Source organism: Streptomyces sp. NPDC006326 (assembly GCF_040612915.1).
Classification (GTDB): Bacteria; Actinomycetota; Actinomycetes; order Streptomycetales; family Streptomycetaceae; genus Streptomyces.
The window spans coordinates 1-25032 of record NZ_JBEXRC010000070.1 but is presented as its reverse complement, the minus strand read 5'-3'; the positions used below and the strand labels follow the sequence as shown (position 1 = coordinate 25032).

Here is a 25032-nt window from a genome sequence, read left to right as displayed (position 1 = left end):
GCCAAATCCAGCCCCGCCGGCGTTTGAGGCGCGGGGGTCCGGGGGCTGGCCCCCGGCAGCGGTGGCGCACCCGCACACGACCCGGCAAAGCCGCGGACCCCGCCAGGCCCGGCAAATCCAGCCCCGCCGGCGATTGAGGCGCGGGGGGCCGGGGGCCGGCCACCGGCAGCGGTGGCGCGCGCCTCAGACGGCCGGGACGCAGCGGCCGTCCTCCGTCCGGTACGACCACTTCGCGCCGGAGGCGACCAGCTCCCGCACCGCCCCCACGAAGCGGTCCACGTGCTCGTCGGGGGTGCCCGCGCCGAAGCTGACCCGGATGGCGTTCAGGGAGAGTTCGCCCGGGGCCGCCTCGGGGGCTCCGCACTCGCCCGGTTCCTGCGGCTCGCTGCCCAGCAGGGTGCGGACCAGCGGGTGGGCGCAGAAGAGGCCGTCGCGGACGCCGATGCCGTACTCGGCGGAGAGCGCGGCGGCGAAGTGGGAGCTGTTCCAGCCGTCCACCACGAAGGAGATCACCCCGACGCGCGGGGCGTCGTCCCCGAAGAGGGAGAGGATCCGGACCGCCGGGACCTCCGCCAGGCCCTCGCGGACCTTCGCGACGAGGCGCTGCTCGCGGGCGACGAGGCCCTCGAAGCCCGCTTCCGTCAGCGCCCGGCAGGCGGAGGCGATGGAGTAGACGCCGATGACGTTCGGGGAGCCGGCCTCGTGGCGGGCCGCCGTGGTGTGCCAGTCCACGTCCACGCCGCCGTCCTGGCGCCGGGCGACCTTCCGGGAGGCACCGCCGCCCGCGAGGTACGGCTCCGCCTGCTGCAGCCAGTCCGCGCGGCCGGCCAGTACACCCGAGCCGAAGGGCGCGTACAGCTTGTGCCCGGAGAAGGCGACCCAGTCCACGTCCAGCTCCTGCACCGAGACCCGGTGGTGCGGGGCCAGTTGGGCGGCGTCGAGGACGATCCGTGCGCCGTGGGCGTGCGCGGCGGCGGCGAGTTCCTTCACCGGCCACAGCTCGCCGGTCACGTTGGACGCCCCCGTGACGCAGACCAGCGCGGGGCCGTACGGGTCACGTGCGGCCAGGGCCCGCTCCAGGGTGTCCACGGCCTGGGCCGGGGTCCGCGGGGCGTCGAGGTAGGTGACCTCGGCGTCGCGCCACGGCAGCAGCGAGGCGTGGTGCTCGGTCTCGAAGACGAACACCTGGCAGCCGGCGGGGAGTACGGCGGCGAGCAGGTTGAGGGAGTCCGTCGTGGAGCGGGTGAAGACCACCTGGTCGGCGGGCCGGCAGCCGAGGAACTCGGCGACCGTGGCGCGGCTCTGCTCGAAGAGGTCGGTGGACAGCTGGGAGAGGTAGCCGGCGCCGCGGTGCACGCTGCCGTAGTAGGGGGCGTACGCGGCCACGTCGTCCCAGACCCGCTGCAGGGCGGGGGCGCTGGCGGCGTAGTCGAGGGCCGCGTAGGTGACCTCGCCGCCGGTGACCAGGGGGACGGTGACGTCCCGTCCGAGGACCGGCAGCGGTTCGCCGCAGGCGGGGTCGGCGGCGGTGGCGGGGGTGGCGGCAGCGGCGGTGTTCAGGGATGCGGACATGGCGGTATCTCCCGGCAGGCAGGGCGGAATGGCTTCGGTGTGCCCGTACGCGGGTACGGCTCGCCGGCCGTCCGGGGTACGGGGAGGTCCCCCGGACGACGGAGGGTGCACGGAAGCGACCCTGGTCCGAGGGGTGAAGAAGGGGCGGATTCGCCCTATCGCATTCGCTTGCTCACGGAAAACGCTCCTCGATGGACCAGGACCCCTGGTGTCGAGGGATCCGCGCTTGCCGTAGGCCTTGCTGCCTACGACCTGGTCATCACCCGGGGCACCCCGCCACGGAAGGAGGGTTGCCGGACAGCAAGCCGGGGCCTAAACGCTGTCACTCGTGACCTGGTCAGCATCCTGCCACAAGATCCTCCACGCGCAAGGCCCCGGTCCACATGCCGGACCGGGGCCTTGTCTCAAAAACGATCAGGCGTTGCTGGCGGCCACCCAGCGCTCCAGCGCCGCCCGGGCCGCGCCCGAGTCGACCGACTCCGCCGCGCGGGCGATCCCCGCCCGCAGCTGCTCCTCCAGGGAACCGGTGCCCGGGTCCAGGGCGACCAGGGCGGCCGCCGAGTTCAGCAGGACGGCGTCGCGGACCGGCCCCGTCTCGCCCGCGAGCAGGCGGCGGGCGACGTCGGCGTTGTACGAGGCGTCCGCCCCGCGCAGCTGTCCGACGTCGACCAGCTGGATGCCCACGTCCCGCGGGTCGAAGGGCTGCTCGTCGACCCGGCCGTCGCGCACCCACCACACCCGGGAGGTGGCGGTCGTCGTCAGCTCGTCCAGGCCGTCGTCGCCGCGGAACACCAGCGCCGAGGAGCCGCGCTCGGCCAGCACGCCCGCCACGATGGGGGCCACCCGGGGGTCGGCCACGCCCGTGGCCTGCGCCCGGACCCGTGCCGGGTTGGTCAGCGGCCCCAGGAAGTTGAAGGTGGTGCGGATGCCCAGCTCCTTGCGGGCCGCGGCCACGTGCCGCAGCGCCGGGTGGAACTTCACCGCGAAGCAGAAGGTGATCCCGGCCTCCTCGGCGACCTGCACCACCCGCTCGGGGGGCAGATCCAGGTTGACGCCGAGCTTCTCCAGCACGTCCGAGGCCCCGCTCGCGGAGGAGGCGGCCCGGTTGCCGTGCTTGACGACCTTGGCGCCGGTGCCCGCGACCACCACGGCCGACATGGTGGAGATGTTCACCGTCTTGGCCCCGTCGCCGCCGGTGCCGACGATGTCCACCGTCCGGCCCGGCACCGCGATCAGGTTGGCGTGCTCGTACATGGTCCGTACGAGGCCGTTGATCTCCGTGACCGTCTCCCCCTTGGCCCGCAGCGCGACCACGAAGCCGGCGATCTGGGCGTCGGTGGCCTCTCCGCGCATGATCCGGTCCATGGCCCACGCCGTGTCCTCCGCACGCAGGTCCTGGCCGCCGAGCAGGGCGTCGAGGATGCCCGGCCAGCTGCGGGCCGCCACGCTGTCGCCGCCTGCCGGGGTCACAACGTTCATGGTCCGCTCCTGAAGGTCCACGTCGAATGGGAAGGGCTTCAGCCTATCCAGCCCGCCGGACGGCAAAGAGCCCCGTCCAGACCCTGGACGGGGCTCTCGCCGTGGCGACACCAGGACTGACCGAAATCAGTCCCTCAAGCGGGATCAGTGGTGGCCGTGGCCGCTCTGGATCTCCCTGTACTCCTCCACCGTGGGCTTCGGAATCTGGTTGTCCTCTGCGTAGAAGCCCTTGCTGAGCTTCGCGCGGAGCTTCTGCATCCGGCCGACCTTGCGCTCCACGCCGTTCTCGTCGACCGTCGGGCCGATCTCGACCGGCTTGTACTGCTCGTGCGCGGTGAGCGTGTGCAGCCTGCCCTGCGAGAGCGGCTCGTGGACCTCGATGAACTCACCGTGCGGCAGGCGCTTGATGATGCCGGTCTCGCGACCGTGCAGCACCTTGTCGCGGTCCCGGCGCTGGAGGCCGAGGCAGATGCGCTTGGTGACGATGAAGGCCAGGACCGGGACGACGAAGAAGCCGATCCGGACGAACCAGGTGATGTTGTTGATCGACAGGTGGAAGTACTGCGCGAACATGTCGTTTCCACCGCCGACCAGGAGCACGATGTACTCCGCGATCCAGGCGACACCGAAGGCCGTGCGGGTCGGGACGTTGCGCGGGCGGTCCAGGATGTGGTGCTCGCGCTTGTCGCCGGTGACCCAGGACTCGATGAACGGCCAGACGGCGATCGCGCCCAGCACCAGCGGGAAGAGCAGCAGCGGCACGAACACGCCCAGGACGAGCGTGTGGCCCCACAGGTTGATCTCCCAGCCGGGCATGGCACGGATCAGGCCTTCCGGCATGCCCATGTACCAGTCGGGCTGCGCACCGGTGGACACGTGGTCCGGGCGGTACGGGCCGAGGGCCCAGATCGGGTTGATCGAGGCGATCGCGGCGATGGCCGCGATGACACCGAAGACCAGGAAGAAGAAGCCTCCGGCCTTGGCCATGTAGACCGGCAGCAGCGGCATGCCGACGACGTTGTTGTTCGTCTTGCCGGGACCCGCGAACTGGGTGTGCTTGTGGTAGAAGACCAGGATCAGGTGCGCCACCAGCAGGCCCAGCATGATGCCGGGCAGCAGCAGGATGTGGATCGAGTAGAACCGCGCGACGAAGTCGCCGCCGGGGAACTCGCCGCCGAAGAGGAAGAACGACAGGTACGTGCCGACGATCGGCACGGACAGGATCGCGCCCTCCATGAAGCGGACACCGGTGCCCGAGAGCAGGTCGTCCGGCAGGGAGTAACCGGTGAAACCGGTGAACATGCCGAGGACCAGCAGCAGGAAGCCGAAGATCCAGTTGACCTCGCGCGGCTTGCGGAAGGCGCCCGTGAAGAAGACGCGCATCATGTGCACGACCATGGCCGCGACGAAGACCAGCGCCGACCAGTGGTGGATCTGCCGGATGAGCAGACCGCCGCGGACGTCGAAGCTGATGTCCAGCGTCGAGGAGAAGGCCTCGGACATCTGGACGCCCTGCATCGGCACGTACGAGCCGTCGTAGACGACCTCGTTCATGCTCGGGTGGAAGAACAGGGTCAGGTACACACCCGTGAGGATGATGATGATGAAGGTGTAGAGGCAGATCTCACCGAGCATGAAGGACCAGTGGTCCGGGAAGATCTTGCGCATGTTCGCCTTGGCGAGGCTGTAGATCCCCAGGCGGCCGTCGGCCCAGTCGGCTACGCGCTCGCCCTTGGAAGGCGCGGTGCGCTTCGTGTCAGTGGCAGTGCTCATGCGCCGCGCTCCCAGAATGCAGGACCGACGGGCTCCTCGAAGTCGCCGAGCGCTTCGAGGAAGCCTTCACCGTTCACGCCGATCCGCAGCTGCGGAAGCGCGTGGCCGGCCGGGCCGAAGATGACTCGGGCGCCGTCGGAGAGGTCGAAGGTGGACTGGTGGCACGGGCAGAGCACGTGGTGCGTCTGCTGCTCGTACAGGCTGATCGGGCAGCCGACGTGGGTGCAGATCTTGGAGTAGGCCACGATGCCCTCGTGGGACCACTCCAGCTCCTGCTTGTCCTTGATGTCCTCCGGCTTGATCCGGACGATCATCAGGGCGGCCTTGGCGATCTGGTTCTGGAAGTCGTGCTGGGTCTCCTCCAGGCCCTCGGGCATGGCGAAGGTCAGCGAACCGACCTGGACGTCCTCGGGACGCAGCGGCTCCATCGTGTTCTGGTTGATGAGCAGCTTGCCCTTGGCCCACAGGGTCTTGCGCAGCTTGTCCTCGGGCAGCGTGCCCAGGTCGCGCATGATCACCACGGCGGAGAGCGGCAGCAGGGCCAGCGCGCCGAGCATGGTGTTGCGGATCAGCGGGCGGCGGGCGATGCCGGACTCGTTCGCACCGTCGGCGAAGTCCTGCATCACCTTCGCCCGGACCTCCGGCGACGCCGCGACCGGGTGGCGCTCGTCGGCGACCTCCACGTCGGACATCAGGGTGCGGGCCCAGTGGACCGCGCCCGCGCCGATGCAGAAGAGGGCGGTGCCCAGCGTGAGGCCCAGCGCGAAGTTGAGCCCGCTGACCTTCCCGAGCGGGAAGATGTACACGATCTTGTCGATCGGGATGGTGACGTACGAGGCGATGAAGCCGACCGTCGCCAGCATCGACAGCGTGAACAGCATCGCCACGGTGCGCTCGGAGCGCTTCGCGGCCCGCTCGTCGATGTCCTGGATGCGCGGCTTGTGGACCGGCAGGCCGGGGTCGGCGAACGGGTCGTCCGCGACCGCTACGGCGCCGTGGTGCGCGTCGCCCTGCTCGCTCGGCAGGTGCTTGTCTTCGGGAATGTCTTGGCTACTCATGACTTCTTGGCCTTAGCGGTGTGGGCCGCGACCCAGACGGCGACAGCGATCAGCGCACCCAGAGCGAAGATCCAGCCGAACAGACCCTCGGAGACGGGGCCGAGGCCACCGAGCTTCAGGCCGCCAGGGCTGACCGACTTCTCGCCGTTCACGTTCTGGAGGTACGCGATGATGTCCTTCTTCTGCTTCTCCGGCATGGTGCTGTCGGGGAAGGAGGGCATGTTCTGCGGGCCGGTGAGCATGGCCTCGTAGATGTGCTTCGGCGAGACGTCCTCAAGGTTGGGGGCGTACTTGCCGTTCGTCAGTGCGCCGCCCTCGCCGGTGAAGTTGTGGCACTGCGCGCAGTTGTTGCGGAACAGCTCGCCACCCTTGGCGACGTCGGCGCCCGCCGGGTCGTACTGCTTCTCGGTCGGCCGGATCGGGCCGGCGCCGAGGGAGGCGACGTACGCGGCCAGCTGGTCGATCTGGGCCTGGGAGTAGATGACCGGCTTCTTGGGCACCTGGGCGCCGGGCTGCTGGGCGGGCATGCGGCCCGTGCTCACCTGGAAGTCGACGGCCGCGGAGCCGACGCCGACCAGGCTGGGGCCGTCAGTGGAACCCTGACCGCCGGTTCCGTGGCAGCTTGCGCAGCCCACGGCGTAGAGCTTCTTGCCCTCCTCGATGGCGAGGGACTGGGCGGTTTCATCGGCCTGCGCCTTGCCCGCAGGGGCGAAGGCGGCGTACAGCCCCCCAGTGGCCGCCAGCGCAAGGAGTAGAACGACGACCGCCGCCAGCGGATGGCGTCGTCGTGCGGAGAGCTTTTTCACGGATTACCCCGGTGTCAGGATCTTCTGCGTCGGTGTTTCTGGACGAGTGCCGGGTCGGACCCGGCGACGTGTTCGCTACTTGATCAGGTAGATCGTCGCGAAGAGGCCGATCCAGACGACATCGACGAAGTGCCAGTAGTAGGACACGACGATGGCCGACGTGGCCTGTTCGTGGGTGAACCTCTTGGCCGCGTACGTCCGGCCGAGGACCAGCAGGAAGGCGATGAGACCGCCTGTCACGTGCAGACCGTGGAAGCCGGTGGTCAGGTAGAACACCGTGCCGTACGGACCTGACTTGAGAGACATGCCCTCGTGCTTGACCAGCTCGGTGTACTCGAACACCTGGCCGCCAATGAAGATCGCACCCATCACGAATGTGATCACGAACCACGACCGGAGCTTCTTCACGTCACCGCGCTCGGCGGCGAAGACGCCGAGCTGGCAGGTGAGGGAGGAGAGCACCAGGATCGTCGTGTTCGTCGCCGAGAAGGGCAGGTTGAGGGCCGAAGCCTGCTCTGCCCAGTACTCGGGACCCGTCACGGATCGCAGGGTGAAGTACATCGCGAAGAGGGCCGCGAAGAACATCAGCTCGGAACTCAACCAGATGATGGTTCCGACGCTGACGAGGTTCGGCCGGTTGACCGTCGGGTGCGCGTGCCCGGTATCTACTGTCGTTGCTGTCGCCACGACCGACATTATGTCGGTCGCTTATCCCGCCCTCACCCCGGGGGGTGCCGTTCGGAGTGTCAGGGGTGTGTGCAAGGCCCGAACGGCCCAGCAGAGCCGCCCTCCACGCGTCACCGGCGAGGTGTGCGAACCGATGTTGACACCGGGGCGGACGGAGTAGCATCCCGCGCATCATCAACGTGTTTCACGGCACCGTGGAGGAACGAAATGCAGTCGACTGCACGGGTTCTGGTCTACAGCGACGACGCGGGCACGCGGGAGCAGGTGCGGCTGGCGGCCGGTCGCAGGCCCGCTGCGGACCTGCCGCCGGTCGAGTTCGTGGAGTGCGCCACGCTGCCGGCCGTTCTGAGCGAGCTGGACGCGGGCGGGATCGACGCGTGCGTGCTGGACGGTGAGGCGGTTCCGGCCGGGGGCATGGGGGTGTGCCGGCAGATCAAGGACGAGATCTTCCGCTGCCCGCCCGTCCTGTTGCTCATGGGGCGCCCGCAGGACGCCTGGCTGGCCACCTGGAGCCGCGCGGACGCGGCGGTGACCCTCCCGGTCGACCCGGTCGAGTTCGCGGACGCCCTGGCCCGCCTGCTGCGTTGCCGGCTGTCGCTGGACGCGTAGCCCGTACGAGTGGCCCGTGCGGGCGCTCGTACGGGGGATGGCGCGGCGGGGCCCGCCCGAGCGGGGCGGGCCCTGCCGGAGCCGCTCAGACCTGGGGGCGCAGGCGGGCCTGCTCGACGGGGTTGTGGTGCACCGGGGTGCCCTTGAGGAGGGCGCTGCCCTGGCGCCAGTCCTTCCAGTCGACGTTCCAGTCGCCGAAGCCGTTGCCGAACGGCGTCATGTCCTCGCCGATGCTGTTGATCACCTTGACGACGTCGCCCTCGGTGATGTTCTCGAAGAACCAGGCGGCGTTGCCCGTGCTCATGCCGGTGCAGCCGTGGCTGACGTTCTCGTATCCCTGGGAGCCCACGGACCACGGGGCGGCGTGGACGTATTCACCACTCCAGGTGACGCGGGTGGCGTAGTAGACGGGCAGGTCGTAGTTCTCGCTGCCGCTGATGCCGACGGTGTCGCCGCGCATCCGGACGAAGTACTGCTTGCCGAGGACCACCTTGACCCCGTTGCGGGTGGAGAAGCCGGGCTTGCCCGTGGTCACCGGGATGGTGTTGATCACTTCTCCGTTGCGCTTGAAGGTGAGGGAGTGGGCCGCGGCGTCGGTGATGGCCTCGACCCGGTCGCCGATCTCCAGCTTCAGCGGTTTGCTGCCGGCCCCGTTGAGGTTGTCGGTGATCCTGACCCCCTCCAGGTTGCTCCGCAGCGAGACGGTGGAGTGGGCCGGCCAGTAGTCCTTCGGCCGGTAGTGGAGGGTCTTGTCGTCCACCCAGTACCAGGCGCCCTCGACTCCGGGCGAGGACTCGACGACCAGGCCGCGCTCCACGACGGCGCGGGCGGCCTTGGTCTTGACGGGCTCGCTGAGTTCGGCCGTGAGGGGCTGTCCGACGCCGTACTTGCCGGTCGGGGGGCCGAGCTTCACCTGGAGGAGCGACTTGGACGGGGTGGTGTCGAAGGTCATCGTGCGCTGCCCGGGGGCGCCGCGCTGGTTCTCGGTGCTCACCGTGACCGTGTAACGGGTGCCTGCGGCCATGGAGGCGGTGCTGTGCCAGCGGTCGCCCTTGGCGGACAGCTCGCCCGCGAGACGGCGGCCGTGGGTGTCCACGGCGGTCACGTCGGTGATGCGGGTGCCGTGGCCCTTGGCGGTGACCTCCAGGGGCCGCTTGGGGTCGACGGGACGGCCGCCCGAGGGCTGGTTGATGGCGACCTGGTCGCCCGCGTCGTACGGGCGGGCGGACAGCGGGTTGTCGCCGGACCCGCATGCGGTGGCGCCGGCACCGAGGGAGGCGACCAGCACGGAGCTGCTGACGACCGTCCAAAGACGCGGTGAGTGCTTCATGGAGCCAACGCTATGAAGGTATGAGGATTACGGCGCGCGGGGTGACTGCAAACGAGGGGCCCGGACTCCTCTGTTCGAGGTGTCCGGGCCCCAGGTGTCATGCACGGGTACCGCTACTGGTTGGCGTTCTCACCGCGGTAGTACTCGTACACCCAGCCCCACAGGCCGACCAGGATGATCGGGGCCGAGAAGTACATGAGCCACCAGCCGAAGATGACGGCCATGAAGGCGAGCGCGCCGCCGATGCCCAGCGAGAGCGGCTGCCAGCTGTGCGGGGAGAAGAACCCCAGCTCGCCCGCCTCGTCCGCGACGTCGGCCTCCAGGTTGTCCTGGGCCATCTCGTCCACGCGCCTGGCGGTGAAGGCCAGGTAGTAACCGATCATGACGCTCAGGCCGAAGGCCAGGAAGAGCGCGGTGGTTCCGACGGGCTCCTTCGACCACACGCCGTACACGACGGCCATGATCAGGATGAAGAAGGAGAGCCAGAGGAACATCTTGCCCTGGATCTTCACTTGCCGGCCTCCTTGCCACCGGTGACGGCCTTGGTGCCGGCGCCGTGGTCCTCAAGGTGGTCGAGGGCCGCGATCTCCGGGTGGTGCAGGTCGAACGCCGGGGATTCGGAACGGATCCGCGGCAGGGTGAGGAAGTTGTGCCGCGGCGGCGGGCAGGACGTCGCCCACTCCAGCGAACGGCCGTAGCCCCACGGGTCGTCGACCTCGATCTTCTCGCCGTACTTCGCCGTCTTCCAGACGTTGTACAGGAAGGGCAGGATCGACAGGCCCAGCAGGAACGAGCTGATGGTCGAGACCGTGTTCAGCGCGGTGAAGCCGTCGGCGGCGAGGTAGTCCGCGTAGCGGCGGGGCATGCCCTCGGCGCCCAGCCAGTGCTGGACCAGGAACGTGCCGTGGAAGCCGATGAACAGCGTCCAGAAGGTGATCTTGCCGAGGCGCTCGTCCAGCATCTTGCCCGTGAACTTCGGCCACCAGAAGTGGAAGCCGGCGAACATCGCGAACACCACGGTGCCGAAGACGACGTAGTGGAAGTGCGCGACGACGAAGTACGAGTCGGAGACGTGGAAGTCCATCGGGGGCGAGGCCAGGATGACGCCGGTCAGACCACCGAAGGTGAAGGTGACCAGGAAGCCGATCGTCCAGAGCATCGGGGTCTCGAAGGACAGCGAGCCCTTCCACATGGTGCCGATCCAGTTGAAGAACTTCACACCGGTCGGGACCGCGATCAGGAAGGTCATGAAGGAGAAGAACGGCAGCAGCACACCGCCGGTGACGTACATGTGGTGGGCCCACACGGTCACCGAGAGGCCGGCGATGGCGATCGTCGCACCGATCAGACCGATGTAACCGAACATCGGCTTGCGGGAGAAGACCGGGATGATCTCCGAGACGATGCCGAAGAACGGCAGGGCGATGATGTACACCTCTGGGTGTCCGAAGAACCAGAAGAGATGCTGCCACAGCAGGGCGCCGCCGTTGGCCGGGTCGAACACGTGCGCACCGAACTTGCGGTCGGCCTCCAGCGCGAAGAGCGCGGCGGCCAGCACCGGGAAGGCCAGCAGGACCAGGACACCGGTCAGCAGCACGTTCCAGGTGAAGATCGGCATGCGGAACATCGTCATGCCGGGAGCGCGCATGCAGATGATCGTGGTGATGAAGTTGACCGAGCCGAGGATCGTGCCGAAGCCGGAGAAGGCCAGACCCATGATCCACATGTCGCCGCCGATACCCGGCGAGTGCACCGCGTCGGTCAGCGGGGTGTAGGCGAACCAGCCGAAGTCGGCGGCGCCGTTCGGCGTCAGGAAGCCGCCCACCGCGATGGTCGAGCCGAAGAGGTACAGCCAGTACGCGAACATGTTCAGCCGCGGGAACGCCACGTCGGGCGCGCCGATCTGGAGCGGCATGATCCAGTTCGCGAAACCGGCGAACAGCGGGGTGGCGAACATCAGCAGCATGATCGTGCCATGCATGGTGAACGCCTGGTTGAACTGCTCGTTCGACATGATCTGCGTGCCCGGACGGGCCAGCTCGGCGCGCATGAAGAGCGCCATGATCCCGCCGATGAGGAAGAACACGAACGAGGTGACCAGGTACATCGTGCCGATGGTCTTGTGGTCGGTAGTGGTCATCCACTTCACGACGACATTGCCCGGCTGCTTGCGCCGCACCGGCAGCTCGTTCTCATACGAGTCGGCGGCGGCACCCTGAGATTCGTTGAGGATGCTCACAGTTTGTTCGTCTCCGCATTCCGGGCCGGGTCAGTCTGCTTGATGCCGGCCGGGAGGAAGCCGGTCTGCCCCTTCTCGGCCAGTTCCTTCAGGTGTGCCCTGTATCGCTCGGGCGAGACGACCTTGACGTTGAAGAGCATCCGGGAGTGGTCGACGCCGCAGAGCTCGGCGCACTTGCCCACGAAGGTGCCCTCCTGCGAGGGAGTGACCTCGAAGACGTTGGTGTGACCGGGGATGACGTCCTGCTTCATGAGGAACGGAACCACCCAGAACGAGTGGATGACGTCGTTCGACGACAGGATGAAGCGGACCTTCTCGCCCTTGGGCAGCCAGAGGGTCGGCCCCGGGTTGCCGGTCTGGAAGTTGCGGTCGCCCGGAACGCCCTTCTCGTAGACGCCTTCGGCGCCGGCGGGGAATTCCTTGGTGAAGCGGTCCGGGATGGCGGCGAGCTCCTTGGGAACCTCACCGGCCTTCGGAGTCGCTCCGTCACCATCGACGTCCTCGACGTAGTTGAAGCCCCAGCTCCACTGGAAGCCGACCACGTTGATGGTGTGCGCCGGCTTGGCGGAGAGGGAAAGGAGCTTCGACTCGTCACGCGCGGTGAAGTAGAACAGCACCGAGACGATGATGAGCGGGACCACGGTGTACAGCGCCTCGATCGGCATGTTGTACCGGGTCTGCGGAGGGACCTCCACCTTCGTCCGGCTGCGCCGGTGGAAGATGACGCTCCACAGGATCAGGCCCCAGACCAGGATGCCCGTGATGAGAGCGGCCGCCCAGGACCCCTGCCACAGGGAGAGGATGCGAGGCGCCTCCTCCGTGACCGGGGTGGGCATTCCGAGGCGGGGGAAGCTTTTCCAGTTGTACGAGCAACCAGTGGCGGTCGCCAGGACCACGCCCGCAGTCAGCGCCTGCAGCAGCTTCCGCCGCATCGGGCGCCGCGGCGAGCGGTCGGAGCCGTAGGGACTCACGTAGCGCCTTCCCGAGAGTCTCGGCCCGCGCGGCCGGCCGCGGCCGTATTCGGGTCGGTCGCCGGCCCTGACGCAGGCAGGGGTTTGGATGTTTATGCGGACCAAACCCTACTGGACGCTATTTGGGGTCGCGCGGGGAGGGTGCCCAACGCGCCGCTACTGCCCCCGAAGGGATGGATCCGCCGTACGGGGGACGGTCCAACACCCCCTGAACGGCCGCCTCCGGGGCCCATCTGACGGCCCCTGACCTCGAACGCCGCGCCCCGCCGTCCCGCCCGTCGCCCGGCCGCCACCCCTCAAGGGCGTGCTGCGCACGGCTCCTCCTTTACGGTGACCGGATGCCGTACTTCGACACCGCGTCCGCCGCCCCGCTGCACCCCGTGGCCCGCCAGGCGCTGCAGGCAGCCCTGGACGAGGGCTGGGCGGACCCCGCCCGGCTGTACCGGGAGGGCCGGCGCGCCAGGCTGCTGCTGGATGCCGCCCGGGAGGCGGCCGCGGAGGCGGTGGGCTGTCGCCCCGACGAGCTCGTCTTCACTCCTTCGGGGACGCACGCGGTTCACACGGGCCTTGCGGGAGCGCTCGCCGGGCGCCGTCGGGTCGGCGGTCATCTCGTCGTATCGGCGGTCGAACACAGTTCCGTCCTGCACGCGGCGGCGGCGCACGAGGCTGCCGGGGGGACGGTGACGGAGGTACCGGTGGACCGCACGGGCGCGGTCTCAGCGGCCGGCTACGCCTCCGCCCTCGGGCCGGGCACGGCCCTGGCCTGCCTGCAGTCGGCCAACCACGAGGTGGGCACCGTGCAGCCGGTGGCGGAGGTCGCCGAGGTCTGCGCCGCGGCGGGGGTGCCGCTGCTGGTGGACGCGGCGCAGTCGCTGGGCTGGGGGCCGGTGGAGGGCGGCTGGTCGGTGCTGACGGCGAGTGCGCACAAATGGGGCGGCCCGGCGGGGGTCGGCCTGCTGGCCGTCCGCAAGGGAGCCCGCTTCTCGCCGCAAGGCCCGGTGGACGAGCGGGAGTTCGGCCGCTCCCCCGGCTTCACCAATCTCCCGGCCGTCGTGGCGGCGGCGGCCTCGCTGCGGGCCGTCCGGGCCGAGGCCGGCGCGGAGGCGGAGCGGCTGCGGGTCCTGGTGGACCGGATCCGGCGGCGGGTGGTCCGGCTGGTGCCGGACGTGGAGGTGGTCGGCCACCCCGAGCGGCGGCTGCCGCACCTGGTCACCTTCTCCTGCCTCTACGTCGACGGGGAGAGCCTGCTGCACGAGCTGGACCGGGCGGGCTACTCCGTCTCCTCCGGTTCCTCGTGCACCAGCTCCACCCTGACCCCGAGTCACGTGCTGCGGGCGATGGGGGTGCTGTCGGAGGGCAACGTACGGGTCTCCCTGCCGGCGGGCACGACCGCGGAGGAGGTCAACGGCTTCCTGGAGGTCCTGCCGGGGGTGGTCGCCGGGGTGCGCGGCACGCTCGGCGTGGCGGAGCCGGTGGAGGGCGGGCCGGTGGCCGACTCCCTGGAGATCGACGCGCTGGGCCTGCGCTGCCCGCAGCCGGTGATCGAGCTGGCGCGCGTGATCGGCTCGGTGCCGGTGGGGGGCACCGTCACCGTGGTCTCGGACGACGAGGTCGCCCGGCTGGACATCCCGGCGTGGTGCACGCTGCGCGGCCACACCTACCTGGGGGAGTCCCCCCGCATCCCGGGCACGGCCTACACGGTCCGCCGCCGGTCCTGACCCCGGCGCCGCCCCCGGCCGCGAGGGCGGGGCGGGGCGCCGGGGCGCGTCCGGTGGGACGGACGGGTCGGGCGGGTCGGGCGGGTCAGACGGTGAGGTGGGAGCGGACTTCCGCCGCCGCCGTCTCGCCGTAGGCCTTCGTGAAGCGCTCCATGAAGTGGGCCCGCGCCAGCGTGTACTCCTGCGTGCCCAGGGTCTCGATCACCAGGGTGGCGAGCATGCAGCCGACCTGCGCCGCCCGCTCCAGCCCGACGCCCCAGCCCAGCCCCGTCAGGAACCCGGCCCGGAAGGCGTCGCCGACACCCGTCGGGTCCACCTTCGCGGTCTCCTCGGGGCAGCCGACGACGATCGGCTCCTGGCCGGCCCGCTCGATGCGCACGCCGCGCGAGCCCAGCGTGGTCACGCGGGTGCCGACCTTGCCGAGGATCTCCTCGTCGGTCCAGCCGGACTTCGACTCGATGAGGCCCTTCTCGTACTCGTTCGAGAAGAGGTACGTCGCGCCCTCCATCAGGGTCCGGATGTTGTCGCCGTCCATCCGGGCGATCTGCTGCGAGAAGTCGGCGGCGAACGGGATGCCCCGCGTCCGGCACTCCTCCGTGTGGCGGAGCATCGCCTCGGGGTCGTCGGCGCCGATGAGGACCAGGTCCAGGCCGCCCACCCGGTCCGCGACCGCCTTCAGCTCGATCAGGCGGGCCTCGCTCATCGCGCCCGTGTAGAAGGAGCCGATCTGGTTGTGGTCGGCGTCCGTGGTGCACACGAAGCGGGCGGTGTGCAGCACCTCCGAGATCCGTACGGACGCGGTGTCGACGCCGTGCCGGTCCAGCCAGGCGCGGTACTCGTCGAAGTCGTAGCCCGCGGCGCCAACCAGGATCGGGCGGATGCCGAGCTGGCCCATGCCGAAGCAGATGTTCGGGCCGACACCGCCCCGCCGTACGTCGAGGTTGTCCACGAGGAAGGACAGGGAGACCGTGTGCAGCTGGTCCGCGACCAGCTGGTCGGCGAAACGGCCGGGGAAGGTCATGAGGTGGTCGGTGGCGATGGAGCCGGTGACTGCGATACGCACGGCGTGGATGCTCCTGCGAAGGACGGCGAGGGGACATTCAAAACTACCCGCTCGCGGCGGCGTGGCCGACCGCCCGAAACTACCCCGTAGTAGCTCTTTCTTCACTCGCCGCGCCGTGCCTAACGTGCCCCATGACCTACACCGATGCCTTCGGCTACGCCGACTCGGCGGCCGACACGCGGCCCGCCTTCGCACGTCTGCTGGGCGACTGCGCCAGGATGGCTCCGCACTGGGCGGTCCCGGCGGACCCCCGGCCGGCCCGGGTGGCGCCCTCGCAGATCCACGGCATCAGCGTCCCGCCGGCCTCGGCGCGGCTGATCGCCTCCACCGCCCAGTACGGCGACTAGCCGTACGGCGGAACCGGTTGGGCCGCTGTTCCGTCACACCCGCATCAGCCACTGCGGTACGGGCGAAGGAGCAATGCGGTGACCAGCGAACAACCCGACACATCACGCGGCACACGGCGGCGGCCTGCCTGGGCCATCGGCTCGATGGCGGCCGCCGTCCTGCTCGTGGGCGGCGGTACGGCGTACTGGGCCTCGACGGCGTACGGCGACGGCTCGCCGGGCGGCCGTACGGGGGACAGCGCGGCCTCCGCGCCCCGCGTCGCGCCGAGTCCCCCGGGGCCGGGCATCGCCCCCGGTGAGCCGGACCCGCACGGCGGCGGGGTGACGTACCGGGCCGACGTCCCGCTCCCGGAGGCCCCGGCGACGGCGCCTTCCTTCGCCGCGACCGGCGAGGTCGGCCCGGAGGAGGTGGCCCGGCTCGCGGCGGCCCTCGGCATCCCGGGCACTCCGCGGCTCAGCGGTGAGTTCTGGCAGGCCGGGGAGGCCGCCGACGGCTCCGGGCCGCGGCTCACGGTGAACGTCAAGGCTCCCGGGACCTGGAACTTCTCCCGCTTCCAGGCGGGAGGCAGCGACGACTGCCAGCGGGGCAAGGACACCTGCGGCCCCGCCACCCTCCCCCAGGACGGCGGCTCCGGCGGGGCCGTCCAGGGCAACCCGGGCGCCAAGGGCGGCAAGCCGGTGGGCGAGGAGGCCGCGAAGGCCGCCGCCGCCCCGGTGCTCGCGGCCGCCGGGCAGAGCGGGGCCAAGCTGGACGCCCGCCTCACCCAGGGCTCGGTCCGGGTGGTCACCGCCGATCCGGTGATCGGCGGGCTCCCCACGCAGGGCTGGTCCACGAAGATCAGCGTGGGGGCCGACTCCCAGGTCGTGGCGGGCAGCGGCGCGCTGAAGGCGCCCGTCCGCGCCGCCGAGCAGCCGGTGGTCGGGGCCGTGGAGGCACTGGCCCGGCTGAACCGGTCCTCGGCCGGACCCGGCACGGATCCCGGGCCGAGCGGCTGCGCGACCTCGGTCCCGCTGACCCCGGACACCCCGGTCGGCCCTTCGGACACCCCGCCCTGCAACCCGGAGCCCCGTCCGATGAAGCCGCCGCGGACCGAGACCGTGAAGGGAGCGGTCCTGGGGCTGGCGCCGGGGACGGTGGACGGGACCCGCGGTCTGGTGCCGGCCTGGCTCTTCGAGGTGGCGGGCACGAACGGCGCGCCCGCGCACACGGTCGTCCAGGCGGCCGGGGAGAACTCCCCGGGTCCCGGGGCGTCCCCGCAGGGCGGGCGTACCGTGCCCGGTTTCTCCTATGCCCAGGCCGACCGGAAGCTGACCGTGAACTTCTGGGGCGGGGTGTGCAGCACCTACGCCCTGGAGGCGCGCGAGGAGGCCGGCTCGGTGTCGGTGCGGATCACCGACACGCCGACCAAGCCGGGCCAGGCGTGCATCATGATCGCCAAGGAGATGTCCGTGTCGGCGACCCTGCAGCAGCCGCTCGGTGAGCGCAAGGTGATCGACGCGACGACGGGCAAGCCGCTCCCCCGGCAGTAGTCCGCCCCCGCCCCGCGGGTACGCGAGAGGGCCCCGGCACCTGGTTCAAGGTGCCGGGGCCCTCTCGACGTACGGCCTCGGCTGACGGCCTCGCGGCGGCTCGGGCCGCCGGGCCTGCTAGCTGAACGAGTCGCCGCAGGCGCAGGAGCCGGTGGCGTTCGGGTTGTCGATCGTGAAGCCCTGCTTCTCGATGGTGTCGACGAAGTCGATCGAGGCGCCGTGCAGGTACGGGGAGCTCATCCGGTCCGTGACGACCTTCACGCCGTCGAAGTCCTTGACGACGTCGCCGTCGAGGGAGCGCTCGTCGAAGAAGAGCTGGTAGCGCAGGCCGGAGCAGCCGCCGGGCTGGACGGCGACGCGGAGGGCCAGGTCATCGCGGCCTTCCTGCTCCAGCAGGGTCCTGACCTTCTCGGCGGCGGCGTCGGACAGGAGGATGCCGTCGCTCACAGTGGTCTTGTCGTCCTGTACGGACATCTGCATTCACTCCCGAAGTGGGCGGCTCCCCGCCGGAGGCAGGGAAACGTCGGACTCTTGCCGTCGATGGCAACGAGCGGGGTCGCGGATTCATTCCGGACCCGACGCGTGTTTCAGATATTCATGCTCGCACACCCTCGCGGGCGGGTGGCCATGACGGACCGACCGGTTCGTCACAGGGCGAATGCGTCACATCGACACTATCGGCATCGTCAAAGTGACATGAAGCAGCTATGATAGATAGCGTCAAATAGACGAGAAGTCGAAGCGATGTTTCAGAAGTCCCTTGTCGCAGAAACAGAAAGGGTGCGTGTCGTGACCACCGCCCAGCCTTTGGACGTCCAGCCGACGCCCCTTGCCCTCCTGCTGCTCGGCCGCGAGGCCGACCCCAAGAGCGAGCGCGGGGTGGAGTGCCCCGGCGACCTGCCGTCGCCGTCGGACCCGGACCTGGTGGCGCGTGCCCGCGCGGCCAAGGAGAAGCTCGGTGACAAGGTCTTCATCCTCGGTCACCACTACCAGCGTGACGAGGTCATCGAGTTCGCCGACGTCACCGGCGACTCCTTCAAGCTGGCCAAGGACGCGGCCGCCAAGCCGGAGGCCGAGTACATCGTCTTCTGCGGCGTCCACTTCATGGCCGAGTCGGCGGACATCCTGACCTCGGACGACCAGAAGGTCGTCCTGCCCGACCTGGCCGCCGGCTGCTCGATGGCCGACATGGCCACCGCCGAGCAGGTCGCCGAGTGCTGGGACGTGCTGACCGAGGCCGGCATAGCCGACGTCACGGTGCCCGTCTCGTACATGAACTCCTCCGCCGACATCAAGGCCTTCACCGGCAAGCACGGCGGCACCATCTGCACCTCGTCCAACGCCGAGCGGGCCCTGGGCTGGGCCTTCGAGCAGGGCGAGAAGGTGCTCTTCCTCCCGGACCAGCACCTGGGCCGCAACACGGCCGTCCGCGACATGGGCATGTCCCTGGACGACTGCGTGCTCTACAACCCGCACAAGCCGAACGGCGGCCTGACCGTCGAGGAGCTGCGCGCCGCCAAGATGATCCTGTGGCGCGGCCACTGCTCCGTGCACGGCCGCTTCTCGGTGGACTCGGTCAACGACGTGCGCGCCCGGATCCCGGAGGTGAACGTCCTCGTCCACCCGGAGTGCAAGCACGAGGTCGTGGCCGCGGCCGACTACGTGGGCTCGACGGAGTACATCATCAAGACGCTGGAGGCGGCCCCGGCCGGCTCCAAGTGGGCCATCGGCACCGAGCTGAACCTGGTCCGCCGCCTGGCGAACCGGTTCGCCGCGCAGGACAAGGAGGTCGTCTTCCTCGACAAGACGGTCTGCTTCTGCTCGACGATGAACCGCATCGACCTCCCCCACCTGGTGTGGACCCTGGAGTCGCTGGCCGAGGGCAACCTCGTCAACCGCATCCAGGTCGACAAGGAGACGGAGAGCTTCGCGAAGCTCGCCCTGGAGCGCATGCTCGCCCTCCCGTAACGGGCGGACCCGATCACCGAAAGGGGCACCCCTCCGGGGTGCCCCTTTCGTTTGACCTCCCTCCCGTCTTGCCTGTGTGCCTCAGACCGTGGCCGGGGACTCCTCGTCCGCGGAGGCGGCCGGGGCCGGGACCACCGTCAGGCGGGCCCGCTTCTTCGCGTGGCGGCGCTCCTTGCGGAGTTCGGTCATCGTGTACAGCGTCGGCACCAGGAGCAGGGTCAGCAGCGTCGAGCTGACCAGTCCGCCGATGACGACCACCGCCAGCGGCTGCGAGATGAACCCGCCCCCGCCGGTGACGCCGAGCGCCATCGGGAGCAGCGCGAAGATCGTCGCGAGGGCGGTCATCAGGATCGGGCGCAGCCGGTGCCGGCCGCCCTCGACGACGGCTTCGACGACGCCCAGGCCCTGGGCGCGGTACTGGTTGACCAGGTCGATCAGGACGATCGCGTTGGTCACCACGATGCCGATGAGCATCAGCATGCCGATCAGCGCCGGGACACCGAGCGGGGTGCCGGTCACCAGGAGCAGGCCGAGCGCGCCGGTCGCCGCGAAGGGGATCGACACCAGCAGGATCAGCGGCTGGACCAGCGAGCGGAACGTCGCGACGAGGAGCATGAACACGATCGCGATGGCCGCGAGCATGGCCAGGCCGAGCGAGGCGAAGGCCTCGCCCTGGTCCTCGGAGACACCGCCGATGGTGGCGGTGGCCCCTTCCGGCAGGTCCAGTGCCTTGATCTTCGTCTGGAGTGCCGCGCCGATCGCACCGGTGTTGTCGCCGACCGGCTTCGCGGTGATGGTGGCGGCGCGGGCGCCGTCGATCCGGGTCATCGAGACCGGGCCGGGGACCTCCTTGACCTCGGCGACGTCGCCGAGCCGGAGGGGGCCGACGGGCAGCGCCTGCAGTTCGGCCAGGGTGGTGGCCGGCTGGGCGGACCTGATGACGATGTCCCGTTCGGTGTTGTCCAGGACGGCCTTGCCCGCCGGGTTGCCGCGTACGGCCTGCGCGACGATCGCGCCGAGCGCGGCCTGGTTCAGGCCCGCCTCGGCGGCCTTCGGGGTGGCGGTCACCGAGATCCGGGGCACCGACTGGGACAGGTCGCTCTGCACGTCGGTGACGTCGTCGAGAGTGGCCACCTGCGCCCGGACCTGCTCGGCGGCCTTGGCGAGGACGGCCGCGTCGCCCGCCTTGACGACCACGGTGAGGTTCTGGCTGCCGAAGCCGCCGCCCGCCGAGATGCTGGTGTCGCCGATGCCGTCGAGCGCGCCGAGCGCGTCCTCGATGCGCTTCTTGACGGCGTCCGAGTCGCCGGAGTCCTCCAGGGTGACCTGGTACGAGGCCTGGTTGGAGCCCGTACCGCCGCCGAAGGCGGCCAGGAAGCCGGAGGAGCCGACGGTGACCTGGTAGTCCTTGACCCCTTCGACCGCGGTGAGGGCCTTCTCCACCCTGTGGCTCGCCTCGTCGGAGGCGGCCAGCGAGGTGCCCGGGGGCAGCTGCTGCTTGACCGTCAGGACGGTCTGCTCGCCTTGGTCGAAGAAGTTGGTCTTCATCAGCGGGGTCATCGCGAAGGTGGCGACGAGGACCAGGACGGCGACGGTCAGGGTCGTGGCCCGGCGCCGCGTGACCAGGCCGAGGGCCCGTACGTAGAAGCGCTGGAGGCGGCTCTTCGCCTCCTTCTCCTCGGCCTCGCGGCGTGCCTTGCCGGGGTTCTCCGCCGCACCCTCGGGGGCGCGCAGGAACCAGTACGAGAGCACCGGGACGACCGTCAGGGACACGAGCAGCGAAGCCAGCAGGGCCGCGGCGACGGTGAGGGAGAAGGGGCCGAAGAATTCTCCGACCATGCCGCCGACGAAGGCGATCGGGAGGAAGACGGCCACGGTGGTGAGCGTGGAGGAGGTGACCGCGCCGGCGACCTCCTTGACCGCGGCGATGATGGCGGCCTCGCGCTCCTCGCCGTAGCCGAGGTGGCGCTTGATGTTCTCCAGGACCACGATCGAGTCGTCGACGACACGGCCGATGGCGATGGTGAGCGCGCCCAGCGTCAGCATGTTGAGGGACAGGTCGCGCGTCCACAGCACGATGAGCGCGAGGACGACGGACAGCGGGATGGAGACCGCGGTGACCAGCGTCGAGCGCAGCGAGGCCAGGAAGACCAGGATCACGATCACCGCGAAGAGCAGGCCGAGCAGGCCCTCGGTGGTGAGGCTGGAGATGGACTTGGCGACGGGCGGTCCCTGGTCGCTGACCACGGTCAGTTCGGCACCGGCGCCGAGCGCGGAGCGCAGCTCGGGCAGCTTGTCCCGGACTGCGTCGGAGATCGCGACGGCGCTGCCGTCCTTGTCCATGGTGAGGACGAGGGCGAGGCTGGGCTTGCCGTTGGTACGGGTGAGGGAGACGGCCTTGGCGGGCTCCTGCGTGACGGTGGCGACATCGCCGAGGCGTACGGCCGGCTTTCCGGGGCCGGCGCTCAGGCGCAGGTCCTCCAGCTGGGCGAGGGAGGTGTAGCCGCCGCCGACGCGGACGGTGCGGTTCTTGCCCGCCTCGTCGAAGGAGCCCGCGGGGACGGTGGCGCCGCCCGCCTGGAGGCCCTGGGCGAGGGCGGCGCCGTCGAGGCCGGCCGCCGCGAGCTTGGCGTTGTCGGGGGTGACGGTGATCTGCAGGTCCCGGACGCCGTCGACGCTGACCTGGCCGACGCCCTGGATGTCCTCCAGGACGGGGACGACGGAGCGGCCGAGCTGGTCGGCGAGCGCCTGCTGGTCCTTGTCGGAGGTGACCGCGAGGACCACCGTCGGGATGTCGTCGGTGGAGCCGGCCACGACCTGCGGGTCCACCTCGGCGGGCAGCCGTACGCGCGCCCGGTTCACGGCCTGCTGGACGTCGGCGACGAGCTGCTTGGTGCCGCTGTCGCCGTAGTCGAACTTCGCCGTGATCAGGGCGTTGCCCTCGCTGGCCGTGGAGGTGATGCCGGTGATGCCGTCGACGCCCTTGAGGGTGGCCTCGATCGGCTCGATGACCTGCTTCTCCACGACGTCGGGCGAGGCGCCCTGGTAGGGGGCGAGGACGGACACCATGGGCAGTTCGATGGACGGCAGCAGCTGCTGCTTGAGCTGGGGGATCGCTATGGCGCCGAAGAGGAGCGCGACGATCGACACGAGGCCGGTCAGCGCTCTCTGGGCGAGGCTGAAGCGGGACAGCCACGACATGGGTGTGGGATCTCTCTGCAGTACGTGTACGAGGGCATGCCGCAGGCACGCGCGAAGGCCGCGGTCCCCGGGCCGAGGGGCCCTCCAGCCTCGCGGACGGCGGGGCGGCGGCGCGTCGCTCCCAGGTCCCGTCCTCGTGTGCGGCATACCGCGGTTGCAGTACGGCCGCGTACTGCGGCTATTCGCAGCGGGGGCGGACCAGGCCCGATTCGTAGGCAATGACCACCAATTGGGCCCGGTCGCGGGCGCCGAGCTTGGCCATGGCCCGGTTGACGTGGGTCTTGACGGTGAGCGGGCTGACTTCCAGCCGGCCGCCGATCTCGTCGTTGGACAGGCCGGCGGCGACGTGCACGAGGACCTCCCGCTCCCGGCCCGTCAGGGCGGCGAGCCGCTGCGCGTGCGGGGCGGCAGGGGCCGCGGGGTCGTGGACGGCGCCGCCCTGGGCGAGGAAGGTGGCGATGAGCCCCTTGGTGGCGGCCGGGGAGAGCAGGGCCTCCCCCGCGGCGGCCAGGCGGATGGCGTTCAGGAGCTCCTCGGGCTCGGCCCCCTTGCCGAGGAAGCCGGAGGCTCCGGCGCGCAGCGCCTGGACCACGTACTCGTCGACCTCGAAGGTGGTCAGCATGACCACGCGGACGGCGTCGAGTCCGGAGTCGGCGGTGATCATGCGGGTGGCGGCGAGGCCGTCGGTACCGGGCATCCGGATGTCCATGAGGACCACGTCGGGCCGGGTCTGCCGCGCGAGCGCGAAGGCCTGCGCACCGTCGGAGGCCTCGCCGACCACCTCCATGTCGGGCTCGGAGTCGACGAGCACCTTGAAGGCGCTGCGCAGCAGGGCCTGGTCGTCCGCGAGCAGCACTCTGATGACCGTCGGCGTCTCTTCCACGCCCCGACCCTACGGGGTCGGGTGCCGCCGCCGCGCGGGGGTGTCAGCCGAGGGCCAGCACGATCAGGGCGGTGGTGGCCGAGGTTTCCGCGAGGGCCCCGAAGACGTCGCCCGTGACGCCGCCGAAGCGGCGGACGCAGCGGCGCAGGAGGAGTTGGGCCACCGCCAGGGCGGCGAGGACCGCCGCGGCCTGCCGGCCGGCGGCCGGCAGGCCGAGCGGGAGCGCGGCGGCCGCGGCCGCCAGGACGGTCAGGGCGGCGACCGCCACGGCGGCGCCGCGCGGGACCACGCCCGCGACCGCCGCGCCCAGCCCTTCGGGGCGGGCCGACGGGATTCCGGTGCGGGAGGCCAGCGTCATGGCCAGCCGGGCGGCGACCGCCGCCACCACCGCCGCGAGGGCGCCGCGAAGCGGGCCGCCGGCGTACGCCTCGGACAGCGCGCCCGCCTGAAGGAGCATCACCAGCACCAGCACCAGCACCCCGAAGGGGCCGATGTCGGACTGCTTCATGATGCGCAGCGCCTCGGCGGGGGGCTTGGCGCTGCCCAGCCCGTCGGCGGTGTCCGCGAGGCCGTCCAGGTGCAGGCCCCGGGTCAGGGCGGCCGGTACGGCGACGGTGGCGGCCGCGGCGAGCAGCGGGCCGCCGCCGAGCAGGAGCAGCACCGAGCCCGCCGCCGCCGCGAGCAGGCCGACGACCAGGCCGGCGAGCGGGGCGCAGGCCATTCCGGTGCGGGCGGCCGCACGGTCCCAGCGGGTGACGCGGACGGGCAGCACGGTGAGGGTGCCGAACGCGAACCGGACGCCGTCGAGGAACGGGGCGCGCTCCGGAAGCTGCTCTTCGATCGAATCTGTCATCGGCGCGAACGCTACCCGCTCGCCCCGACCGGTAAATTGCCCATTACGGACAGATGGGGAGGTGGTGTCATGGGTCACTGGTGGTACCGGAACATCGTCGAGCCGGGGAAGCTGCCCCTGCTCCTCGCCCTGGTCTCCTTCGTGTTGTCGTTCCTGGTCACCCGTGTCATCACCCGTCTGATCCGGGCCGGCCGGGGCCCGTTCAAGAACGTCACCCCGGGCGGGATGCACGTCCACCACGTGGTGCCCGGCGTGGTCCTCGTGATCGTCGGCGGGTTCGGTGCGGTCGGCAGCGGCGCCCACAGTTTCGGCTCGGGGCTCTCGGCGGTGATCTTCGGTCTGGGCGCGGGCCTCGTCCTCGACGAGTTCGCGCTGATCCTGCACCTCGACGACGTCTACTGGAGCGAACAGGGCCGCAAGAGCGTGGAGATCGTGGTGCTGACGGCCGCGCTGGTGGCGCTGGTGCTGGCCGGCTTCCTGCCGTTCGGGGTCAACGACCTGGACCCGGACGAACGCAGCAACCGGGGGATCGTCGCCATGAACACCGCCACCAACTTCTTCCTGGCGCTGGTCGCCCTGTGGAAGGGGAAGGCCCGTACCGCACTGCTCGGCATCCTCGTCCCGTTCGTGGCGCTGATCGGCGCGATCCGGCTGGCCCGGCCCGGCTCCCCGTACGCGAAGCGGTTCTACGCGAAGCGCCCGCGGGCCCGCGCCAAGGCGAAGCTGCGCGCCTTCCACCACGACCGGCGCTGGGCTGCGCCGCGCCGGAAGTTCGAGAACTTCATCGGCGGGACCCCCGATCCGCTCCACGTGAGCGCCGGGAAGACGAAGCCCCCGGCGCACTGAGAGGCGCACGGACACGCGACGGCGCCCGGCCCCCCCCCCCAGGGGGGTTGGGGGGGCCGTGGCGGGCGCGGCGGGCGAAATGACGATCCAACCGGAGAA

General features: G+C 70.5%; 21 protein-coding genes and 1 riboswitch. Of the genes, 6 read left to right on the top strand and 15 right to left on the bottom strand.

Going from position 1 to position 25032, the window contains the following annotated elements; translation table 11 throughout:
• Positions 1 to 183: 183 nt before the first annotated feature.
• The 6 genes from ABZ128_RS33315 to ABZ128_RS33290 all read right to left on the bottom strand — a co-directional run bounded on the left by ABZ128_RS33315 (position 184) and on the right by ABZ128_RS33290 (position 7384).
• Positions 184 to 1572 (bottom strand): aminotransferase class V-fold PLP-dependent enzyme, encoded by a 1389-nt coding sequence (locus ABZ128_RS33315; RefSeq protein WP_356853371.1) that lies wholly within the window; start codon positions 1570 to 1572, stop codon positions 184 to 186.
• A gap of 217 nt (positions 1573 to 1789) precedes the next feature.
• Positions 1790 to 1906: riboswitch (SAM riboswitch) on the bottom strand.
• Positions 1907 to 1986: 80 nt separating this feature from the next.
• Entirely contained in the window at positions 1987 to 3051 is a 1065-nt protein-coding gene (gene trpD, locus ABZ128_RS33310) for an anthranilate phosphoribosyltransferase (RefSeq protein ID WP_356853369.1), read from the bottom strand.
• A 144-nt stretch (positions 3052 to 3195) separates the two neighbouring features.
• Positions 3196 to 4824, bottom strand: coding sequence for a ubiquinol-cytochrome c reductase cytochrome b subunit (locus tag ABZ128_RS33305; protein ID WP_356853367.1), 1629 nt, complete (start codon positions 4822 to 4824; stop codon positions 3196 to 3198).
• The gene (locus ABZ128_RS33300) at positions 4821 to 5882 is read right to left on the bottom strand and encodes a Rieske 2Fe-2S domain-containing protein (protein WP_356853365.1); all 1062 of its coding nucleotides are present in this window, start codon (positions 5880 to 5882) and stop codon (positions 4821 to 4823) included. The genes ABZ128_RS33305 and ABZ128_RS33300 overlap by 4 nt, the downstream gene beginning before the upstream one ends.
• On the bottom strand, positions 5879 to 6688 hold the full coding sequence (locus ABZ128_RS33295) for a c-type cytochrome (RefSeq protein WP_356853364.1): 810 nt from the start codon (positions 6686 to 6688) through the stop codon (positions 5879 to 5881). Before ABZ128_RS33295 ends, ABZ128_RS33300 begins: the two co-directional genes overlap by 4 nt.
• Positions 6689 to 6763: 75 nt before the next feature.
• Complete coding sequence (locus tag ABZ128_RS33290) at positions 6764 to 7384, bottom strand: heme-copper oxidase subunit III (RefSeq protein ID WP_356853362.1); 621 nt, start codon at positions 7382 to 7384, stop codon at positions 6764 to 6766.
• A 198-nt stretch (positions 7385 to 7582) separates the two neighbouring features.
• On the opposite strand from ABZ128_RS33290, the gene ABZ128_RS33285 reads away from it, so the two are divergent.
• Positions 7583 to 7984 (top strand): hypothetical protein, encoded by a 402-nt coding sequence (locus ABZ128_RS33285; RefSeq protein ID WP_356853361.1) that lies wholly within the window; start codon positions 7583 to 7585, stop codon positions 7982 to 7984.
• An 85-nt stretch (positions 7985 to 8069) separates the two neighbouring features.
• Here the strand turns inward: ABZ128_RS33285 and ABZ128_RS33280 are convergent, their stop codons facing one another.
• The 4 genes from ABZ128_RS33280 to coxB form a co-directional block, all read right to left on the bottom strand.
• Complete coding sequence (locus tag ABZ128_RS33280) at positions 8070 to 9314, bottom strand: Ig-like domain-containing protein (RefSeq protein WP_356853360.1); 1245 nt, start codon at positions 9312 to 9314, stop codon at positions 8070 to 8072.
• Between the two features lie 113 nt (positions 9315 to 9427).
• Positions 9428 to 9826: a cytochrome c oxidase subunit 4 gene (locus ABZ128_RS33275; protein WP_356853358.1), complete on the bottom strand. Its 399-nt coding sequence runs from the start codon at positions 9824 to 9826 to the stop codon at positions 9428 to 9430.
• Positions 9823 to 11553, bottom strand: coding sequence for a cytochrome c oxidase subunit I (ctaD, locus tag ABZ128_RS33270; RefSeq protein ID WP_356853357.1), 1731 nt, complete (start codon positions 11551 to 11553; stop codon positions 9823 to 9825). The genes ABZ128_RS33275 and ctaD overlap by 4 nt, the downstream gene beginning before the upstream one ends.
• On the bottom strand, positions 11550 to 12524 hold the full coding sequence (coxB, locus tag ABZ128_RS33265) for a cytochrome c oxidase subunit II (RefSeq protein ID WP_356853355.1): 975 nt from the start codon (positions 12522 to 12524) through the stop codon (positions 11550 to 11552). The genes ctaD and coxB overlap by 4 nt, the downstream gene beginning before the upstream one ends.
• Before the next feature lie 338 nt (positions 12525 to 12862).
• Here coxB and ABZ128_RS33260 point away from each other — a divergent pair, with 338 nt between their 5' ends.
• Positions 12863 to 14242, top strand: a complete 1380-nt coding sequence (locus ABZ128_RS33260; RefSeq protein WP_356853354.1) for an aminotransferase class V-fold PLP-dependent enzyme — start codon at positions 12863 to 12865, stop codon at positions 14240 to 14242.
• An 85-nt stretch (positions 14243 to 14327) separates the two neighbouring features.
• Here the strand turns inward: ABZ128_RS33260 and ABZ128_RS33255 are convergent, their stop codons facing one another.
• The gene (locus ABZ128_RS33255; RefSeq protein ID WP_356853352.1) at positions 14328 to 15305 is read right to left on the bottom strand and encodes a carbohydrate kinase family protein; all 978 of its coding nucleotides are present in this window, start codon (positions 15303 to 15305) and stop codon (positions 14328 to 14330) included.
• Positions 15306 to 15436: 131 nt separating this feature from the next.
• On the opposite strand from ABZ128_RS33255, the gene ABZ128_RS33250 reads away from it, so the two are divergent.
• Together ABZ128_RS33250 and ABZ128_RS33245 are read left to right on the top strand one after the other, a co-directional pair.
• Complete coding sequence (locus ABZ128_RS33250) at positions 15437 to 15652, top strand: hypothetical protein (RefSeq protein ID WP_356853350.1); 216 nt, start codon at positions 15437 to 15439, stop codon at positions 15650 to 15652.
• Positions 15653 to 15730: 78 nt separating this feature from the next.
• On the top strand, positions 15731 to 17182 hold the full coding sequence (locus ABZ128_RS33245; protein WP_356853349.1) for a hypothetical protein: 1452 nt from the start codon (positions 15731 to 15733) through the stop codon (positions 17180 to 17182).
• 117 nt (positions 17183 to 17299) lie between these two features.
• Here the strand turns inward: ABZ128_RS33245 and erpA are convergent, their stop codons facing one another.
• The gene (gene erpA / locus ABZ128_RS33240) at positions 17300 to 17656 is read right to left on the bottom strand and encodes an iron-sulfur cluster insertion protein ErpA (protein WP_030010511.1); all 357 of its coding nucleotides are present in this window, start codon (positions 17654 to 17656) and stop codon (positions 17300 to 17302) included.
• 306 nt (positions 17657 to 17962) lie between these two features.
• On the opposite strand from erpA, the gene nadA reads away from it, so the two are divergent.
• Positions 17963 to 19150, top strand: a complete 1188-nt coding sequence (gene nadA / locus ABZ128_RS33235) for a quinolinate synthase NadA (protein ID WP_356853347.1) — start codon at positions 17963 to 17965, stop codon at positions 19148 to 19150.
• An 81-nt stretch (positions 19151 to 19231) separates the two neighbouring features.
• Here nadA and ABZ128_RS33230 read toward each other — a convergent pair whose 3' ends face one another.
• The 3 genes from ABZ128_RS33230 to ABZ128_RS33220 form a co-directional block, all read right to left on the bottom strand.
• Positions 19232 to 22351: an efflux RND transporter permease subunit gene (locus tag ABZ128_RS33230; protein WP_356853345.1), complete on the bottom strand. Its 3120-nt coding sequence runs from the start codon at positions 22349 to 22351 to the stop codon at positions 19232 to 19234.
• A gap of 178 nt (positions 22352 to 22529) precedes the next feature.
• Positions 22530 to 23234 (bottom strand): response regulator transcription factor, encoded by a 705-nt coding sequence (locus ABZ128_RS33225; RefSeq protein WP_356853343.1) that lies wholly within the window; start codon positions 23232 to 23234, stop codon positions 22530 to 22532.
• 43 nt (positions 23235 to 23277) lie between these two features.
• A complete protein-coding gene (locus ABZ128_RS33220; protein WP_356853342.1) occupies positions 23278 to 24087 on the bottom strand; it encodes an adenosylcobinamide-GDP ribazoletransferase in 810 nt (269 codons plus the stop codon).
• A 69-nt stretch (positions 24088 to 24156) separates the two neighbouring features.
• Between ABZ128_RS33220 and ABZ128_RS33215 the strand changes: the two genes are divergently transcribed.
• Entirely contained in the window at positions 24157 to 24933 is a 777-nt protein-coding gene (locus tag ABZ128_RS33215; protein WP_356853340.1) for a hypothetical protein, read from the top strand.
• Positions 24934 to 25032: the final 99 nt, after the last annotated feature.